Annotated in this window: 20 protein-coding genes; 13 read left to right on the top strand and 7 right to left on the bottom strand. The window is 34.9% G+C overall.

The window, feature by feature from the left end; genetic code table 11:
- Positions 1-7 precede the first annotated feature (7 nt).
- Positions 8-241 carry a hypothetical protein gene (locus tag OA86_RS13530; protein ID WP_039354363.1) on the top strand — a complete coding sequence of 78 codons (234 nt, stop codon included), beginning with the start codon at positions 8-10 and terminating at the stop codon, positions 239-241.
- Positions 242-322: 81 nt separating this feature from the next.
- On the opposite strand, the gene OA86_RS13525 is transcribed toward OA86_RS13530, so the two are convergent.
- The 5 genes from OA86_RS13525 to OA86_RS13505 form a co-directional block, all read right to left on the bottom strand.
- Positions 323-757, bottom strand: a complete 435-nt coding sequence (locus OA86_RS13525) for a universal stress protein (RefSeq protein ID WP_039354362.1) — start codon at positions 755-757, stop codon at positions 323-325.
- Positions 758-849: 92 nt separating this feature from the next.
- Positions 850-1,458 (bottom strand): fumarylacetoacetate hydrolase family protein, encoded by a 609-nt coding sequence (locus OA86_RS13520; RefSeq protein WP_039354361.1) that lies wholly within the window; start codon positions 1,456-1,458, stop codon positions 850-852.
- 46 nt (positions 1,459-1,504) lie between these two features.
- A complete protein-coding gene (locus tag OA86_RS13515; RefSeq protein ID WP_039354358.1) occupies positions 1,505-1,927 on the bottom strand; it encodes a putative signal transducing protein in 423 nt (140 codons plus the stop codon).
- Between the two features lie 19 nt (positions 1,928-1,946).
- Positions 1,947-2,711, bottom strand: a complete 765-nt coding sequence (locus OA86_RS13510; RefSeq protein WP_039354355.1) for a 3'-5' exonuclease — start codon at positions 2,709-2,711, stop codon at positions 1,947-1,949.
- Positions 2,712-2,775: 64 nt separating this feature from the next.
- Positions 2,776-3,519: a CDP-alcohol phosphatidyltransferase family protein gene (locus OA86_RS13505; RefSeq protein WP_039354353.1), complete on the bottom strand. Its 744-nt coding sequence runs from the start codon at positions 3,517-3,519 to the stop codon at positions 2,776-2,778.
- Positions 3,520-3,634: 115 nt separating this feature from the next.
- On the opposite strand from OA86_RS13505, the gene OA86_RS13500 reads away from it, so the two are divergent.
- From OA86_RS13500 to OA86_RS13455, 10 genes are all read left to right on the top strand, one after another.
- Positions 3,635-5,557, top strand: coding sequence for an LTA synthase family protein (locus OA86_RS13500; RefSeq protein ID WP_039354351.1), 1,923 nt, complete (start codon positions 3,635-3,637; stop codon positions 5,555-5,557).
- A gap of 137 nt (positions 5,558-5,694) precedes the next feature.
- Positions 5,695-6,114, top strand: coding sequence for a DUF2147 domain-containing protein (locus OA86_RS13495; protein ID WP_039354349.1), 420 nt, complete (start codon positions 5,695-5,697; stop codon positions 6,112-6,114).
- Between the two features lie 114 nt (positions 6,115-6,228).
- Positions 6,229-7,212: a pyruvate dehydrogenase complex E1 component subunit beta gene (locus OA86_RS13490; protein WP_039354348.1), complete on the top strand. Its 984-nt coding sequence runs from the start codon at positions 6,229-6,231 to the stop codon at positions 7,210-7,212.
- 101 nt (positions 7,213-7,313) lie between these two features.
- Complete coding sequence (locus tag OA86_RS13485; RefSeq protein ID WP_039354346.1) at positions 7,314-9,314, top strand: KUP/HAK/KT family potassium transporter; 2,001 nt, start codon at positions 7,314-7,316, stop codon at positions 9,312-9,314.
- Positions 9,315-9,384: 70 nt separating this feature from the next.
- A complete protein-coding gene (locus tag OA86_RS13480; RefSeq protein ID WP_039354343.1) occupies positions 9,385-9,858 on the top strand; it encodes a Fur family transcriptional regulator in 474 nt (157 codons plus the stop codon).
- Positions 9,858-11,597 carry an OstA-like protein gene (locus OA86_RS13475; protein WP_039354341.1) on the top strand — a complete coding sequence of 580 codons (1,740 nt, stop codon included), beginning with the start codon at positions 9,858-9,860 and terminating at the stop codon, positions 11,595-11,597. The genes OA86_RS13480 and OA86_RS13475 overlap by 1 nt, the downstream gene beginning before the upstream one ends.
- A gap of 140 nt (positions 11,598-11,737) precedes the next feature.
- Positions 11,738-14,230 (top strand): T9SS type B sorting domain-containing protein, encoded by a 2,493-nt coding sequence (locus OA86_RS13470; protein WP_039354340.1) that lies wholly within the window; start codon positions 11,738-11,740, stop codon positions 14,228-14,230.
- An 8-nt stretch (positions 14,231-14,238) separates the two neighbouring features.
- A complete protein-coding gene (locus OA86_RS13465; RefSeq protein WP_039354338.1) occupies positions 14,239-15,414 on the top strand; it encodes an aspartate aminotransferase family protein in 1,176 nt (391 codons plus the stop codon).
- Between the two features lie 238 nt (positions 15,415-15,652).
- Positions 15,653-16,039, top strand: a complete 387-nt coding sequence (locus tag OA86_RS13460) for an START-like domain-containing protein (protein ID WP_039354336.1) — start codon at positions 15,653-15,655, stop codon at positions 16,037-16,039.
- Between the two features lie 73 nt (positions 16,040-16,112).
- Positions 16,113-16,919 (top strand): aminotransferase class IV, encoded by an 807-nt coding sequence (locus OA86_RS13455; RefSeq protein ID WP_246008071.1) that lies wholly within the window; start codon positions 16,113-16,115, stop codon positions 16,917-16,919.
- Between the two features lie 144 nt (positions 16,920-17,063).
- On the opposite strand, the gene OA86_RS13450 is transcribed toward OA86_RS13455, so the two are convergent.
- Positions 17,064-17,612 carry a YqgE/AlgH family protein gene (locus OA86_RS13450; RefSeq protein WP_039354331.1) on the bottom strand — a complete coding sequence of 183 codons (549 nt, stop codon included), beginning with the start codon at positions 17,610-17,612 and terminating at the stop codon, positions 17,064-17,066.
- A gap of 53 nt (positions 17,613-17,665) precedes the next feature.
- Between OA86_RS13450 and pdxH the strand changes: the two genes are divergently transcribed.
- Positions 17,666-18,310, top strand: a complete 645-nt coding sequence (gene pdxH, locus OA86_RS13445; RefSeq protein ID WP_039354329.1) for a pyridoxamine 5'-phosphate oxidase — start codon at positions 17,666-17,668, stop codon at positions 18,308-18,310.
- Between the two features lie 80 nt (positions 18,311-18,390).
- Here the strand turns inward: pdxH and OA86_RS13440 are convergent, their stop codons facing one another.
- Complete coding sequence (locus tag OA86_RS13440; RefSeq protein WP_039354327.1) at positions 18,391-18,699, bottom strand: HU family DNA-binding protein; 309 nt, start codon at positions 18,697-18,699, stop codon at positions 18,391-18,393.
- Between the two features lie 388 nt (positions 18,700-19,087).
- Between OA86_RS13440 and panD the strand changes: the two genes are divergently transcribed.
- Entirely contained in the window at positions 19,088-19,438 is a 351-nt protein-coding gene (gene panD / locus OA86_RS13435) for an aspartate 1-decarboxylase (RefSeq protein ID WP_039354325.1), read from the top strand.
- The last annotated feature ends 16 nt before the right edge of the window (positions 19,439-19,454 follow it).

The following is a 19,454-nucleotide window of genomic DNA, read 5'->3' as shown; positions in this document are numbered from 1 at the left end:
GAAAATAATGACGTCTATATTTCTGTTAATAAGTGATTTTTTCAAATGGTCTTTCGGCTTTTTTGATTTTGCGGGAAATTTTGTAAACTGGATTTTATTCTTCGCAGCAACTACAGTATTCTGTTATTGGTGCTATGTTTTGATCTCTACGCTAGGCAATAACAAAGACAGAGAATATCATTCTCCTACAGAAGGTCATTTTCCATACTACGACCCAAAAATTTATAAAAAGGAGAGTTAAATAATTGATACCTATTTTTATTATAAGAATCCCGAAATTGCAATAATTTCGGGATTTATTTTTTTTAAAAATTGCAGGTGCTTAGTGAACAGGAATTACCAAAACTGGAATGGTTGCGCGTCGAGTTAATTCTTTGGTCAAACTTCCTATAAATACGTCATAGATTCCGCTTCTTCCGTGGGAACCCATCACCATATATCCTGCATTTTTTTCCTTTGCAAAATCTAAAATAATATCTCCCGCGATACCTTGTTTCAGCAAATGTTCACAATCAACGCCTTCTGCTAAAATACGTTGTTGAAGATTATTAAGACTTAAAAGTTCTTGTTTGATTTCATTATGTTCCACTTCGGGGAAATATTGAAATCCCATATCGCCAATTGCAAAACCAATGTCTGCAGGTGCAACATGAATCAGGCAAAGCTTGCCTTTGATTTCTTTTGCGAATTTTATTGCTCCTTTTAGCAAATCCTCAGTAGAATCTCCGAAATCTACAGGTAAAATAATATTAACCATGGTGTTTAATTTTGTTGACTAAAGTTACGGTATTTTTTCCGTAGTAAAAAAAGAAGTGTCTTAAATCAGGTATTAGCTTTGTTTTTTGAGCCTTATTGAATTCTTAGATCAAAAACTTTTTTATCTTCGAGGAAAGCCTCCAAAATATCATTTTCTGATACTTTACCAACTCCTTTTGGCGTTCCGGTAAAAATTAAATCTCCTACCCGCAAAGTAAAATATTGCGATACAAATTCGATAATTTTTTCCGGAGAAAAAAGCATCATTGAAGTATTACCTTCCTGAACTTTTTCTTTGTTTTTTAATAAAGAAAAATTAAGATTCTTCATGTCGAAATCTTCTTTTTTATAGAAGTCAGATAGCACTGCGCTGCCATCGAAACCTTTCGCCAGTTCCCACGGTAGTCCTTTTTCCTTTAATTTGCTTTGAAGATCTCTCGCTGTGAAATCGATTCCCAAACCAATTTCATCATAATATTTATCGGCGTTTTTTGCCTGAATATATTTTCCACCTTTTGATATTTTCAAAACAACTTCCAGTTCGTAATGAATGTCATTTGAAAATTCAGGAATATAGAAATCGCTGCCTTTTTTTAGAACTGCCGTGTCGGGTTTCATAAAAATAACGGGATTTTCCGGGATTTCATTTCCCAATTCTTTGGCGTGTTCAGCGTAATTTCGGCCGATGCAAATTATTTTCATAGCGATATAAATATTTTTAAAATTGAGTTTTTTCTATTGTTAAAGCTTAAGTTTGAAATTCATTATCGCAGTAATAGCAATGGTAAAGATGACTCGGAGCCTTGATCGGAAATCCTAATACCAATAGCGAAACACCAAACAATCCACCGGGATTTTCGTCGCGGTACAAATGATTTGATCCACATTTCGGACAGGTAAAATTGAAATCAGGATTCGAGATCGTATGCTCAACTTCTAAGGAAGTATGTTCGTTTTCTAAGAAATTCTTTAAAATTTCAGTTGCTTTTTCTTTTTGATCTTCAAAAACCTGAAGTTGAATTCCGCCCAAAGCTTGGGACAAAAGCCAGTCTGACTGAATGGTTTGTTCATTGGCAATAAAACTTTCGAGACCATTATTCTTTAAGATCTGCTTGTCGCGATTGGCTTCAAGACTGTTGGTGTAATATTTAAATTTAACAAGTGATGCCATAAAGAGGTATTTACAGAATTTAAAATTTACTTCTTAACTGAATTCCTGTCAGGATTTTCTTGGTGTACAAAGGAAAATCAGCATTTTGAATCCATCCATAATAACCCAGATCTTTTTGAAAAACGTCTTTTACTCTTTGTCCTTTGTATTTTCCAAAACTGAAAATTTCTTTTTCATCTTCATCAAAAGCGATAAATCCGGCCAGATCAGCAAATTTATTGTGGAAAGAGAATTCGCTTAAACCCGCAATATCATTTGGAAGTTCATCGTAATGTCCAACTTGTGCGTCTAAAACTTCAAACGTTGCTAAAACATCGGCTTCTGCAGAATGCGCATTTTCTAAACCTTTTTTGCAATAAAATTGATAAGCGGCAGTCAAATTCCGAGGTTCCATTTTATGGAAAATTGTTTGAGCATCTACAAGTTTGAATTTACTTAAATCAAAATCGATCCCTGCACGCAAAAGTTCTTCGGCCAAAAGCGGAACATCAAAACGGTTTGAATTAAATCCGCCCAGATCGGAGCCTGAAATCATTTCTAAAACCTTTGATGCTATTTCTTTAAATTTTGGTGCGTCTTTAACTCTTTCGTCAGTAATTCCGTGAATAGCTGTAGATTCTTTTGGAATAAACATTTCAGGATTTACGAGCCAGGTTTTGCTTTCGCGCGACGCATCTGGATTCACTTTAAGAATAGAAATTTCTACGATTCGATCTTTTGCAACACTGATTCCGGTAGTTTCAAGATCAAAAATACAAAGCGGTTTATGGAGTTTTAAATTCATTTATTTTAATTTGAAAATTTGATAATGAGTTGATTTGATGACTTTTTCATCTAACTTCTAACATCTATTTTAGTTGTTTCTGAAAAATAATGGAGATCAAGATATAATAAATAATGACAAGTGGAATTCCCACGATTCTGAAAATTGCTAAAATTAAAATTGATCCGATTAATAAAGCGATTTTCGGATAATTATCTTCTAATTTCATCGATTTGAATTTCATGGCAATCATTTTTATTGGACTTATTAAAAGCCAAGAACTAATGAAGGTTAAGGCGAGTAAAAATAAATCAATATATTCAAAAATAAAAAGTAAAAATTTAGACGACGATTCCATTGGTCTTGAACCATAAACATTTAAAAGATAGAAAATTCCAAAGATTAAAATTGTATTTGAAGGCGTATTTAAACCTTTAAAATAATAAGTTTGTTCTTCATCTAAATTAAAAATCGCCAATCTTAAGCAGGAAAAAACGGTGATAAATAACCCAAAATATTTAATATCAAAAGGAAGTTCAATTCCGAATAATTGGTTTCCAAAAGGTTCTAATGCTTTATACATCACAATTCCGGGAAGCAAACCAAAACTCACCATATCGGCAAGAGAATCGAGTTGTGCTCCTAAATTAGAATTCGATTTCAACGCTCTTGCAATAAATCCGTCGAAAAAATCTAAAATTAAAGATAGAATAATACAAATAGCAGTAATCTTATAATTCCCCGTAATTAAATGAATCACACCAATACTGCCGGAAAATAAATTGGCGAGCGTAAAAGCGTTTGCGAGATTATTTTTAATAAAGTTCATAAGAGCAAAAGTAAGGTTTTTATTAAAATTGATGTTAGCATTACAAATGAAAAAACGAATTAATAAGGAAAGGTGAATTTAATGTAAATTTGTACCCTAATTTTGAATCAATTTCATGAAAGAAATAAGATTACAGGAACTCTTCACCCTTTTTTACCGAATATTTTTGGCGTATTTCTTCTATCAGATCGCGCGTTTTTTATTTTGGTTTTTTAATAAGGATCTCATCAAAATCGATTCTGTTTCAGACTATTTAAGCATTTCCTTCCATGGATTTGCTTTTGATACCACAGCAATTTTGTACGTGAACTCGCTTTTTATTCTCTTGAGTTTGATCCCTGTTCTTATCAATACCAAAAAGGTTTACCAAAAATTTCTATTTTACCTTTACTTTATTACAAATGGAATTGCTTATGGAATGAATTTCGGTGATTTTATTTATTACAAATTTTCCCAGGCGCGCCTAACAACGGCTGCTATGAACGTCGCACAGCATGAAAATAATTTAGGAAAAATATTCATTCTTTCGGTTATAGAACATCCATTTGTTATTTTTTGGTTCGTAGTCATGATGATTTTTTGGATCTTCCTTTATAAAAAAGTAAAAGTTGAAGAATTCAAACCCGAAAAAAAAGCAGTCTATTTCATCTCTTCGATCGTTAGTTTATGCATTATTGCTACGTTGGTCGTGGGCGGAATTCGCGGTGATTTCAAACATTCAACACGACCGATTAATCTGGTAGATGCGAATCGCTTTGTGAAAAATCCTCTTCAGGCAAATGTTGTTTTGAACAGCGTTTTCTCCTTTTTCAGAACCATTGATACCAATAATTTTAAAGAAGTTCACTTTGTAGATCAAAAATTCATTGATGAGAACATCAAACCTTATAAATTGTATGTTCGGGAAAATGTAGAACCCAAACCGAATATCGTTATTTTTATTCTCGAAAGTTTCGGTAAAGAATATTCCGGTGCATTTAACAAAAATACCAACATTAAAAACTTTGTTTCTTACACTCCTTTTTTCGACAGTTTGGCGACTCAAAGTTTAATTGCGACGAATGCTTTTGCAAATGGAAGACAGTCGATCCACGGAATGAGTTCGGTTCTTGCCGGCATTCCGAGTTTGAAAGATGCTTTTACGAGTTCACCTTATTCCAATCAAAAAATTCAGTCTATAGTTTCTATTTCCAATGAAATGGGTTATGACACTTCTTTCTTTCATGGTGCTCCGAATGGTTCGATGGGCTTTCTGGGCTTTGGAAATATTTTGGGTTTCAAACATTATTATGGGAAGACAGAATATAACAACGATGCTGATTTCGATGGGATTTGGGGGATTTGGGATGAACCCTTTTTCCAGTTTTTTGCAAATACTTTGAACAGGAAAAAATCTCCTTTTATGGCGACTTTGTTTTCAGTTTCGTCGCATCATCCTTTTAAAGTTCCGGAAAAATACCAGGGAAAATTTAAAAAAGGTCCTTTAGAAATTGACGAACCGATCGGTTATACTGATTATTCACTGAAAAAGTTTTTTGAAACGGCGAAGAAAATGCCGTGGTATAACAATACTATTTTTGTTTTAGTTGCTGATCATACGAATCAGACTGGGTATCCGGAATATGAAAAAGCAATGAACCGTTTTGCAATTCCGATCTTGTTTTATTCGCCGAATCCGAAATATAATTTGAAAGGTGAAATTACAAGTCCGGCACAACAAATTGATATTTATCCTACTTTAGCTGATTTAATGGGCTATAATAAAAAAATAAGAAGTTGGGGCAGAAGTTTGGTTTCAGATAAAAATGAAGAATCAATTATCGTGAATTCCAGTGGAGTAGAGCAGTTTATCATCGGTAATTACATTTATCTTTTTGATGGTAAAAATTTTACAGGGATCTATGATTTCAAAGATTTAGGCTATCAGAATAATCTTCTGGGAAAAGTGAATACGCCAGAAATAAAATTGGGAGAGTTAAAAGGTAAAGCCTGGTATCAAGATTATATGGATCGCGTTATCAATAGAAAACTAAATTAGGTTTATTACTTCAATAATTTTTTGATTTTTAACTTTGTGGTATCTATTTTGTAAAGTATGCTAAGAATAATTAATAATTTGGTATTTAACTTTTTTTAGTTACTTTTATCCAACTAAAAATTAAAACAATTTTAAAAATGAAAAAAATAATTTTCTCTTTCGTTGCGCTTATGTTTGCAACACTTTCTTATGCTCAAATCGAAGGAAAATGGAAAACCATTGACGACGAAACGGGACAGGCAAAATCTATCGTAGAAATTTCCAAAAAAGCCGATGGTAAATATTACGGAAAAGTGGTTCAACTTCTCATCAAACCTGAACATGCAAATTGCATCGATTGTAAAGATGACAGAAAGAATAAACCAATTTTAGGAATGGAAGTGATCCGCGACATGAAAAAAGATGGTAATGAATTTACCGGTGGTACGATCACTGATCCAAAAACAGGAAAAACTTATAAATGTACTATTACGAAAGATGGTGACAAACTAAATGTTAGAGGATTTATCGGATTCTCATTCATCGGAAGAAGCCAAACCTGGTATCAGGTAAAATAATTTCAAATTAAATTTTGAACAGAAGCAATTCGAAAGAGTTGCTTTTTTTTGTGCGTATCGTTTAATGGTTTGCGAAAAAATCTTTACTTTTGTACTTTAATTTTTCAATCTATTATGAAGGAATATACTTTTAGAGAAGTGATTGCGCAGGCAATGAGTGAGGAGATGCGAAAAGACGAATCTATCTATTTGATGGGTGAGGAAGTAGCAGAATATAATGGCGCTTACAAAGCTTCTAAAGGAATGTTAGATGAGTTTGGTGCAAAACGAATAATCGATACACCGATCGCTGAACTTGGTTTTACAGGGATCGCAATTGGTTCTGCCATGAACGGAAACAGACCGATCGTAGAATATATGACCTTTAATTTTTGTTTGGTAGGAATTGATCAGATTATCAATAACGCTGCGAAAATTCGTCAGATGAGTGGTGGTCAATGGAACTGTCCTATCGTTTTCCGTGGTCCAACCGCTTCTGCAGGTCAATTGGGAGCAACACACTCTCAAGCTTTGGAAAGTTGGTTTGCCAATATTCCTGGTTTAAAAGTGATCGTTCCTTCAAATCCTTATGATGCGAAAGGCCTTTTAAAAAGCGCAATTCAAGACAATGATCCGGTAATTTTCATGGAGTCTGAACAAATGTATGGTGACAAAATGGAAATTCCTGAAGAAGAATATTATCTTCCGATCGGAAAAGCAGATATTAAAAAAGAAGGAAAAGACGTGACTTTGGTTTCTTTTGGAAAAATTATGAAATTGGCGCTACAAGCCGCTGAAGATTTAGAAAAAGAAGGTATTTCTGTAGAAGTGATCGATCTTCGTACGGTTCGGCCATTAGATTTTGATACCGTGATCGAATCGGTGAAGAAAACAAATCGCCTGGTTATTTTAGAAGAAGCGTGGCCATTTGGTTCGGTTTCTTCAGAAATTACTTATATGGTTCAGCAAAAAGCATTTGATTATTTAGATGCGCCGATCAAGAGAATTACCACTCCCGATGCGCCGGCTCCATATTCTTCTGCTCTTTTCGCAGAATGGTTCCCGAAACTGGAGAAAGTGAAGGAAGAAATTAAAAATGCCATGTACATCAAAGCATAAAAAATTAAAACTCTCGAAAGAGAGTTTTTTTTTAGTTTTTTTTTCAAAAAATCATTTCAGAATTGGTTTTTAATCTAAATTTGCATCCTAAATATTATTGAATGTCTGCAACAATTGAAGGAGGTCAACATATTAATACCCGAAAACTCACCACGATTGGCGTTTTAGTCTCTCTCGGCATCGTTTTCGGCGATATCGGAACATCTCCTCTTTATGTAATGAAAGCCATTGTGAACGCAAGAACTAATGGTGGTAATATGCCGTTCGATGAATATATCGAAGGTGCACTTTCCTGTATCATTTGGACACTCACCTTACAAACTACCGTGAAATATGTGATGATCGCGCTTCGTGCTGATAACAAAGGTGAAGGCGGAATTTTGGCACTTTTTTCTCTCATCAAAAATATTAAAAAAGGCTGGCTCTATCTCATTGCGATGATCGGCGCATCCGCATTAGTTGCAGATGGTGTTATAACGCCTTCTCTAACTGTGATTTCAGCAATTGAAGGTCTGAAAATATATAATCCGCATACACCAGTTGTAGCGATTACGTCTGTCATTTTAATTGTGATTTTTACAGTGCAGCAGTTCGGCACGAATTCTATCGGTAAATTATTCGGTCCTGTAATGGTTATTTGGTTCTTAATTTTAGGTGCTTTAGGATTGTCACATTTAGTGGATGATTTAAGTATTCTAAAATCATTTAATCCGTATTACGCCTACAAATTAATCGTGCATTCACCAAGTGCGATCGTTATTTTAGGGGCCGTTTTTCTCTGTACGACAGGAGCAGAAGCGTTGTACTCGGATCTTGGTCACTGCGGGGCAAAGAATATTAGAGTAAGCTGGATCTTTGTGAAAGTAATGCTGATCTTAAATTATCTTGGACAAGGTGCATGGGTTTTAAAAAATTATGATCTCGTTCACAACGGTGGTATAAATCCTTTTTTTGGTGTAATGCCGGAATGGATGCTGATCCCCGGAATTATCATAGCAACAGCGGCAGCAATTATTGCAAGTCAGGCTTTGATTACGGGATCGTTCACTATTTTTTCTGAAGCAATGTCTCTCAATTTTTGGCCCAATCAGGAGATCGATTATCCTTCCGGGGTGAAAGGTCAAATGTATATTCCCAAAATCAACTGGGGCCTTTTAATACTATGTCTGATCGTGGTTTTACATTTTAAAGAATCCGGGAAAATGGAAGCTGCTTACGGTTTATCAATCACAATAACCATGTTGATGACTACAGTTTTACTTGCTTTCTGGTTATATAAAAAACGGATCAATAAATTTATAATTTTAGCTTTCGGATTGGTTTATCTATCAATCGAGCTTGGTTTTTTCAGCGCAAATGTGATTAAGTTTTTTGAAGGAGGATGGATCACAGTCGTTTTGGCAGGATTTATCGGTGTATGCATGTACGCATGGTACAACGGACGATTGATCAAAACAAAATTCATCAAATTTGTGAAGTTGAGCAAGTATGTTTCAATTATTAAAGATTTAAAACTCGACGAAACCATTCCCAAATATGCGACCAATCTTGCATTTTTGAGTCGTGCGAAAAGAGAAGATGAGGTAGAAGCAAAAATAATTTATTCAATTCTGCGAAAACAACCGAAAAGAGCAGATCACTATTTTATCTTAAATATTATCAATCAGGAAGATCCTTTTACTTTTAAATATAATGTAGATGAAATTATGCCTGGAACCATTTATCGAATTAATTTCTTGCTCGGATTTAAGATCGACAGAAGAATCAATGATTATTTCGATGATGTTTTGGCAGACATGATGGAAGAGGGAAGTATTCCTACCCGAAGCAGTCATCCGTCGTTGAGAGCGCATAATATTCCGCCAGATTTAAAATATGTGATCATCGATAACACCTATATCAACGATACTTTGTTGACGGTGAAGGAGAAAATTACACTCAATATTTACAATTTTGTGAAATATATCGGCAGCGATGACTTCAAAGCGTGGGGAATTTCGTCTCATAATGTAGTGGTAGAATCTGCACCAATACTGGATCAAAAGGTTATTAACAAAAAAATACAACTGGTAAATTTCAGACATTATAATTCTGAAAAATAGGAAAATTCTAATTTAATGGTGCAAAAGGCATTAATTTAAAATTCGATAAATTTGTACCTAATAATTTTTAATGGAAGCCAATCATAGAGAGCTAAATATCACAACAATTAAGGACGTTCTAAGACAATATCTGATGGATAAAGGTTTTAGAAACACACCTGAACGCTACACGATTTTAGAAGAAATTTATTCGATGGAACATCATTTCAATGTAGATGATCTCTATCTTTTGATGATGCAGAAGAAATATCATGTTTCCAAGGCGACCATTTATAACACCATCGAAATTTTTCTGGATGCAGGACTGATCAGAAAGCATCAGTTTGGGGAGAAAACACTGACTTCTTCTTCCTACGAAAAATCCTATTTCGATAAACAGCATGATCATTTGGTCATTTATAAAAAAGGATCTGACAAAGAAATCGAAGAGATCATCGAGTTTTGTGACCCCAGAATTCAGGGAATTAAGGATGCCATCGAAAGTACTTTTGGTGTAGATATTGCTTCACACTCACTCTATTTTTATGGAACCAAAAAGAATTAATGAAATATCTTTTCGTTTTTTTTCTCTTCATCAGTGCCACTATTTTTGCGCAAATTCCTACAGAACCCAAAGTTCCTGTAGTTAAAGATGTATTCTTTAACCAGAATAATGATGCTAAAACGCAGGGTGAAAAGGTAAAGTTGATTCACTCCGACACTTTTGGGATCGTAAAAGGTAAATACGACGATAACCCTTTTTTTTCCGGTAATGTTCAGTTTCTGCATCAAGGTTCAACGCTTACTGCTGATGAAGTAATTTTCTATCGGGAGCAAAATTTCGTTAAAGCGATCGGAAATGTTACGCTGAAAAATGCCGATGGTTCTGTAATTACATCCGGTGAAATGGAATACGACGGAAATACACAAAAAGGAATTGCGCGTAAAAACGTAGTTCTTACCGATCCCGGACAAACCATCAAAACTGAAACGCTCTACTACGACCGCCTTTCAAACAATGCTTATTTCAATACCGGCGGAACTATTTCCAAAGATGGAAATGTGATGTATACCAAATCGGCAAATTATGATTTAACAAGTCGTTTGATCGATTTTACCGGAAATGTAAAAATTGATAACGCTGAATACACCGTAGAAGGCGTGAATATCATTCAGAACCAAAACACCAATACGGCAACTTTCAACGGTCCAACAACCATCATTAATAAAAAAAATAGCGCCAATCAGATCTATACTGAAAAAGGAACTTATAATATGAATTCCAAAGAAGTATATCTGAAGAAAAATTCCCGCATTAATTACAACGGTAAAATTTTGACTGGCGATGATCTTTACTTCAATCAAATCACCGGATTTGGAACAGGAAAAGGAAATGTAACGCTTCGTGATCCTCAGGAAAAGCGATATATGAAAGGGGGTTACGGTGAGATCTTTGAGAAAAAAGATTCTGCCATGATGACTGATAAACCTTATGCAGTGAAAATTTTAGAGAAGGATTCAATGTATTTTTCCGCAGAAAGAATTTTGGCGTATCAAAAGATCGACACTCAAGATCCGCTAAAGAAAAAAAGTTTTCTGCGAGCTTATAAAAAATCCAGAATGTTCAAATCAAATATTCAGGTTAGAGCAGATTCTTTAAGTTTTAATGAAACCGACGGAATCATGAATCTTTTCGGAAAACCGATCGCCTGGAGTGGAGAGAAACAAGTTACGGGTGACAAAATAGAAGCCTATTTCGATACCCAAAATGAGTTTATTGATTCCTTGAGAGTGATCGGAAATGCGTTCGCGATAACCAAAGCAGATTCTCTGAATAAAAAAGATGAATTCAATCAGGTCAAGGGAAAATTGATGACTGTTTACTACAAGAATAATGAAGTGAATCTCGCAAAAGTAATCGGGAATGCACAGGCAATTACTTATGCAGATGAGCCGAACGAAAAGACCAAAGAAGTAGAGCGGATCGGTGTTGCGTTATCAACGTGTGGAACCATTGAAGCGCTTTTTGAAGATCGAAAAGTTCAGGTCATTTCCTGCAACATCGGTGCAAATACCGATATTTATCCGATGAGTCAAATTGCGCGCGAGAAAAGATTTTTCCCCGATTTTAACTGGAATACTAAAGACAGACTTCGAAAATGGCAGGATATTTTTCTGGATTCTCCAGCATATGAAGAAGTAAAATATGAATCAGACGATACGCTCTTTGATGCTGCCCGGAAAACCATCGATGATGCCAAAGCAAAAGAGGAAGCGAAGAAACCAAAGCGGGTTCGTAAATAATTTTTAGTAAGTTTTGTTGTCGATCAGAAAAACTTTTAAGCTTGCGATTATATTTAACAAGCTTCTTAAATAATTAGTAATAAATTATATTTTTTCATATTAAAAGTAATATCAAATTATTGAGTTGTAAATAAATTTATATGAAAAAAATATTTTTAATAATAATTTTTTTATTCATACAAAATCACTTAAAAGCCCAACTAGATTTAGAACATTGGTTTCCGCCAGTCTACAAAACAGGTGGTGATATTAGCAACGCTGTCGTTTCCTTATCCACTGATAAAATCACCCCATTTAAAGTATTTATTTATAATGCCGACCAAGTTATTGGAACGGTCGTCTTGAGTAAAAATAATCCTGTAGAATACAATTTGGGAAATGAAATAGGTGCTGTTTTGGCTGACAATATAGCAGATACGATGAAAAATCTTAATGCAGGTTTGCATCTGGTTGGCGAAAATAGTTTCTATGCTCATTTAAAATTTTACGGTACCAATACAGAAATCATTTCTTCTAAAGGTAAAACAGCCTTAGGAAAATCTTTTTTCATTGTAAATGATCAAAATATCATTTATGATAACAGCACGTACAGTTTTAATTATCAGGCAAGTTTTATGGCTTATGCTGATGATACGCATATCAAAATAAAGAATTACAGCAAAGGTCTCGTTTTTACTGATGGTTCAAAACAGGATGTAATCAACATCACGCTCAATAAAAATCAGTCCTATATCGTAGCAGCATTGAAAAGAGATAATTATGCACCTATCGATGGCTTTAATGATTTTTATGACCCTAATCTCATCGGTGCTACAGTGACTTCTGATAAACCAATTGTTGTTTCCAATGGTAATTTTTTGAGTCAGGATGCAGGATTAGATATAAAAGGCAGTCTCAATATAGATCAAAACCTTCCCGTAAATAGAATTGGCAAAGAATACTTATTAGTAAATGGAATGTCAGCCGGTAATTTTTATATGGAAAAATCGCTGATCGTTGCCACAGAAGACAATACGAAGTTATTTTTTAATAATGAAAATGTTCCCTTTCAAACTTTGAACAAAGGTCAGCATTATATTGGTCCTTATCAAGATAACAAATATCTCAATAGTAATGAACCGGACTTTACCAATGAGGAGGGAAGAAAAATACCAACTTCTGCGATGCTCATCAGATCCGATAAACCCATTTACTGTTATCAACTACTCGCTACTTTTCACGACAAGCCCAAAGATCCAAGAGGTTATGTGCCGCGAGTTGGCAGTTCAAGTGCAATGCTTCTATCATATCCATTAGATAAAGATTATCAGTTAAAAACGGTCGTACTGTCCAGTGTTGATAAGTTGGGAACGATTGATATGCGAAGTAAAATCTCCATTAAATCAGAGAAAAACGCAAACATAAAGGTTAATGGGAATGTAGTTTCCGGTGGAACCGATATTACCAGTAAACCCAGGTGGAAATATAATACGGTACAAAATTTAAAAGGAAATGTAATCATCGAGTCTGATAAAAGTTTAAACATCGATTTTGTTGGAGGAATTAATAAGATCGAAGGGGTAGAATATTCCGGTTATGCCGGAAGTGTCGTGAGTTACAGCAACGATCCTGTCATTACCGTTAATGGAAACTGTATAGAAGAAGGCATGTTGTTGTCTCTCAATAATATCGATTTTGATCTTATTCAATGGCAATTGAACGGCGTGGATATTCCCGGCGCGAATAGCGAAACTTTTGTACCTGCTCAACCAGGAAATTACACTTGTGTTTTAACTTACTCAGGTTTGAAATACATTACAAACAGTATTACTGTTGTCAATTGTCCCTACACTGTTATTAATAAAGATTTCGGTTCTATTTGCAATACTTTGGAAATTACACCTACATTCTCGGCGCCCAACCAAAATACTGCAGTTGCGAAGTTAGAAATTCTTAGTCAGCCTTTCAATGGAGTTGTTACCATCAATAATTTTTCTTTAAAATATACTCCAAATGAGGGGTTTTCCGGGAATGATCGCTTTGTTTATAGAATTTGTAATGCTACAAACGGACTGTGTGAAACAGTTAAAGCTACCGTATTCGTTAACCTGAAACCCACTGCAGAAATAATTAATGAAATATATCCAGTTGTTGAAAATAATGGAACTGCCACTTATGATCTCACCAAAGTAATTATTAATCTGGATAATAATCAATATGATTTTTATGAAGATAGTGCCTTAACCAAAATCATTTTTTCACCCAGCTCTTTTCAAACAACTCTCGGAAAAGTATATTTAAAAATTTCAGCACCTTCCGGCTGCTATATTGTAAAAGAAATAATTTTGCTGTCATTGTCAAACAACATAGATCTTCCGAATTTCTTTTCCCCAAACGGTGATGGAGTTAATGATTACTGGGATTTTTCAAAATTAAAAAGTTATAATATTACGCAGTTACAGATTTTTGACAGATTTGGTAAAAAGGTTTTTGAGCCCGATCAACCCATCACCAATTACCAATGGTCCGGAAAAGACAATTTTAAGAAATCTTTACCTACTGATACTTACTGGGCGGTAATTATTTGGAATAATCCCAGAACCGGAATGCCAGTTATAAAACAAATGTGGATACTTTTGCAAAACAGAAATTAAATTTTAACATGCAACACGATTTCTTTAAATATCAAGCACAAACAACGCAATTTGCCGCAGGTTTCGAAGTAGAAAAAGCGGTGGGAAGTTACATCTATGGAAAAGACGGTAAGAAATATCTCGATTTCGTGGCCGGAGTTTCTGCAAATACGCTCGGACATTCTCACCCAAAAATCGTTAACGCGATCAAAACGCAGGCAGAAAAATATCTGCACGTCATGGTTTACGGCGAATACGCTCAGGAAATGCCTGTGAAATTGTGCAAGCTTTTAGCTGATTCTACACCCGAACCTTTAGAAGTTACCTATCTCGTAAATTCTGGCGCAGAAGCAATCGACGGCGCTCTGAAGTTGGCAAAAAGATATACCGGAAGAGAAGAAATAATCTCCTTCCACAATTCTTACCACGGAAATACGCACGGTGCTTTGTCCGTTTCCGGGAACGAATATCACAAACGTGAATTTCGTCCGTTGTTGCCGATGGTGAGTTTTATTCACTTTAATGAAGATAAAGATTTAGAAAAAATTACGGAGAAAACAGCATGTGTTCTTCTCGAAACCATTCAGGGTGCAGCAGGATTTTTAGTTCCTAATGATGATTATCTGAAAAAACTGAAAGCCCGCTGCGAAGAAGTTGGCGCGCTGTTGATCTTAGATGAAATACAACCAGGATTTGGGAGAACAGGAAAATTATTTGCTTTCGAACATTTCGGAATCGTTCCCGATATTTTAGTCATGGGAAAAGGAATGGGAGGCGGCGTTCCGGTCGGAGCTTTTATGAGTTCTGAGAAAATTATGCACTCACTTTCGCACTCCCCAAAATTGGGTCACATTACAACTTTTGGTGGTAATCCTTTGATTGCAGCGGCAAGTTATGCGACTTTAAAAGAAGTTTTAGAAAGTGGTTTGATGAATGAAATCGATGAGAAAGAAAAGCTATTCCGTGATTTGCTCGTTCATCCGAAAATTAAAAACATCAACGGCAAAGGTTTGATGTTGGCGGTAAATCTGGGTTCGCCAGAATTTACTTTAGACGTTGCGAAACGCTGCATGGAAAGGGGTTTGGTTGTTTTCTGGCAATTATACCGAAATGAATATTTAAGAATTTCGCCACCATTGACTTTATCTTTAGAAGAAATTAGAGAAGGTTGTGAGATTATCCTTAAGGTGTTAAACGAGAATTAAAAATCTTAGAAAACAAAACACTTTTTATTTTAGCCCCGATGGAAACGGCATTCCCCGATGATAAATATCATGCTGTGTAAACTAATTTTTCTAAATCGGGGATATAGTGGACAGCGGGAGGAGTTTTCGGAGAAAATGCCACTTGTTTGCTCCTGAAAATTTATTGCTTTCGGTAAAATATGTTGCGTAAATCAGAAATTAATTTATATATTGCGACACATTAAAAATAGGAGGCTTTATGGCGAAAACGAAAGTGCAATACGAATTTCCAATGCACTGTCAGTCGGAGATTTTATACGAATATATGGCAAGTGCAGAAGGACTTTCTGAGTGGTTTGCTGATGACGTGATAGAAAAAGGAGATGATTTTTACTTTACCTGGAACGGTGGTCCTGGTGAAAAAGCGACGCTTATTCGTTACAAGCCGGAAAGTTTTGTCCGTTACCGTTGGGAAGAGGATGAAGGCAGCAAAAACTATTTTGAAATGACGATTGTAATTGATGATATTACCGATGATCTGGCTCTGATTATTACTGATTTTTGTGATCCAGGTGATGAGGTAGAAAACCAATTATACTGGGAGAATTTGATCGAAAACCTAAGACTTAAATTAGGCGCAACATAAAATTTTTTTAACGAAATAACATGATGAACGATTTTCTCGTTCATTATTTTTTTATACTAAATTCAGAATTATTTTGGAACAGCTTATTGTAACTTCAGAAAATTTTCAGGCTAGAAATCGTGCATTCCTCTTTGGTGATGCGGTAAAGGTTTCTTTTTTCGTGCGCAATAGTGAATTGATCATGGCAGAGGAATGTTATTTTTTCCTCATGGCTTCGATGCGGAAAATGCGGATGAATATTCCACTTTCTTATACGTTGGAATTTTTTCAGAATCTTTTTCAGGAGAAAATTATCAGTAAAGGAATTTCAGATGGAATTATTCACTTTTTAGTTTATCGGGACGTTGATCAGAATTCATTGGAAAAGTCGGCGGTTTCTTTTTATTTTGAAGTAAAAGAGTTAGACGATGTTCTGGCGATTCAGGGTGAAAGTGAAATGGATCTCATTAAAGAAGTGAACGTAAATACCAATTTTCTAAGTACGATTCATACACATTGTCCAGAGAATATTTACTCGGAAATTTATGCGAAGGAAAATGACTTAGACGATGTTATTCTGCTTAATCCAAACAAAAGAATTGCAAGAAGTATTTTCGGAAACCTTTTGTTTCTGGAAGGAAATGTTATAAAAATTCCAAAGACAACGGAAGGTGCTTATATTTCTCCGCTCATGGAAAATTTCGTCACATTCATTCACAAAAATATTCTGGCTGAAATTCAGGAATCTGAAATGATCGCTTTCGAGTCTCAAAAATCTGAAGAAATTTTAATGATATCAGATGATAAAGGTCTATTTTCGGTTACAAAAATCAGAAATAAAACGTTTGATAAAACTCGATTTACAGAAATCGTTGAGAAATGGAAAGGCAGTTTCGCCTGAAATTGACAAACCCGCGAAACAACCTTTTAAGTCCTTTAGCGGGTTTTTGTATTTTAATCTCTTCAGGTATAACGATTAAAATATTTTTAAATTATACCGCGAAATATTAAAGTTTTGTTAAATTTTTGTGATTGTTTTATTCATCTAGTTCATAGAAATATTTTCAGGCGCGTTTGCCCAAAGTAAATATTCGCCACCCAGGTTTTGCATGATATTTTTCCAAAGCGTTTGATCGTTCGGCAAAGTGTAATCTAAGTTATAAACATCAACCACAGTCCACATTTTTCGTTTTACTTCATCTTCCAGCTGATGAATTCCCCAACCTGAATAGCCCGAAAAAACCTTTATTTCATCTACAGAAATGAGTTCATCGATCAGTCCGGTTACTACATTTTCGATGTCTTCAGTGAGATAAAATTCTTTGTTTATTTCAGAGAAATTTTCGGTGACTTTTTTCCCTTTGTTGATAAAGAAAATTTTATCATTTTCTACCGGACCACCTTCATAGACTTCAACTGCGAAACCGAAAATATGAAGCAATCTGTCGCTCATTCTTGTATTTCTTTTATTAAGGATGAGTCCAAAAGCACCATTTTCATTATGGTCAACAATCAGGATAACTGAGCGTGAAAATATATCTCCCGAAATATCCGGAGTGGAAATTAAAATTTTACCTTTGTATGAATGATTCATCTGAATTGCAGGACTAATAGAAAAACCTATATTCAAATGTAATAAAAAATTTTATGGAAAACTTGCACGACAATAGAAAAGTTTATGAAAAGTCCCAACTTCTTGAAAATCAAATAAAAGAAAACCCGATCGAGCAGTTTCGGGATTGGTTTGTAGATGCGAAGGAAAGCGCAAATATTTCTGAAGCCAATGCGATGGCAATTTCAACATTAGAAAGTGATGGTTGTCCACGAACCAGAATGGTTTTGTTGAAATCTTACACGTGGGAAGGTTTTATTTTCTACACCAATTACGAGAGTAGGAAGGGGAAAGCAATCGAGAACAATCACAAAGCATGTCTGCATTTCTTCTGGCCTAATCTCGAGAGACAAATTATCATCAAAGCCAACTTGGAAAGGATCCCGGAGAATTTGAGTGATGGCTATTTTCATTCAAGACCAAAAGGAAGTCAATTGGGAGCTGCTGTTTCTCCTCAAAGTCAAATCATTCCTGACCGTAATTTTTTAGAAGAAAAACTAAAAAATTTGGAAATAGAATATCAGGATAAAGAAATTGCACGTCCAAGAAACTGGGGCGGTTATATTGCGAAACCTTATGAAATTGAATTTTGGCAGGGTCGCCCGAACCGTTTGCACGACAGAATAATCTACGAACTTCAGGCTAATTTTGACTGGAAGATTTCCCGATTAGCTCCTTAAAGAAGGCTGTTCGAATAATTTATAGCACAAAAAAAATCCCGAGGAATCGGGATTTGATTTTTTTGAAAATAATCTAAAGATTATTTCTTCTTTTTTGTTGTCGCAGTCATACTTTCCATAACCGCTCCTGATAAATCAGCACCAGCTTTGAATTTAGCAACTTTTTTAGCAGCTATTTGAATTGGTTTTTTAGTTGCAGGGTTGATTCCTTGTCTAGCAGCTCTATCTGCTACAGAGAAAGTCCCGAATCCAACTAAAGAAACTTTACCATCTTTTTCTTTCAAAGTAGAGGTTACGTTAGAAATGAAAGATTCCAAAGCAGCTTTTGCAGCAACTTTTGTAATGCTCGCGTCTTTTGCGATAGCGTCGATTAATTCTGATTTGTTCATAATTATTAATTATTTAAGTTAGTATCATTATCAAAGCAAATATAAAACATTTTTCATATTGTGCAAATGTTTTCCAAATATTTAACAGAAAATCTATAAATTTCTCCGAATTAACAGAAACTACTAAATTGAAGCTCATACCAATATGCGACGTTTTGGAGTGCTAAAATTGTGCCAAACCCTTTATCAATCGAATAATTATCAATTTTGTATTCTCATATTTAAAATTATGAATTGTTTAATTTTGTATTCATTTTTAGATGATAACAGATTTTATTTTGGATTAAACTTAAATAGCAGCAGATGATTGTCGCAGTGGATATTAACAGTATGCATTAACAAAAAAAATATTTACGGTTGTTTTGATTAAAATAATTAAATTTGCGCCATGCTAATTGAAGTTTTTAAATCTAAGATTCACAGAGTTCGGGTTACAGAATCCGATCTTAATTATATAGGAAGCATCACAATCGACGAAGATCTGTTAGAAGCTTCGGGAATTATAGTGGGCGAAAGAGTCTATATTGTCAATGTGAACAACGGCGAAAGGTTCGACACCTATGCTATCAAAGGGAAAAGAAAATCAGGTGAAATTTGTTTGAACGGTCCTGCTGCAAGACGAGTTCAAAAAAATGATATTATTATTATCATGTCGTTCGCGCAGATGACTCCAGAGGAAGCAAAAACTTTTCAACCCAAAATTATTTTCCCCGACGAAAAAACCAACCTTCTTACCTAATTTCTGAAAATTCCCT

Origin of the sequence: Kaistella jeonii (assembly GCF_000812865.1) — a bacterium.
GTDB lineage: Bacteria > Bacteroidota > Bacteroidia > Flavobacteriales > Weeksellaceae > Kaistella > Kaistella jeonii.
Note: the sequence above shows the minus strand (reverse complement) of the source record. Positions and strands in the feature narration are given on the sequence as shown.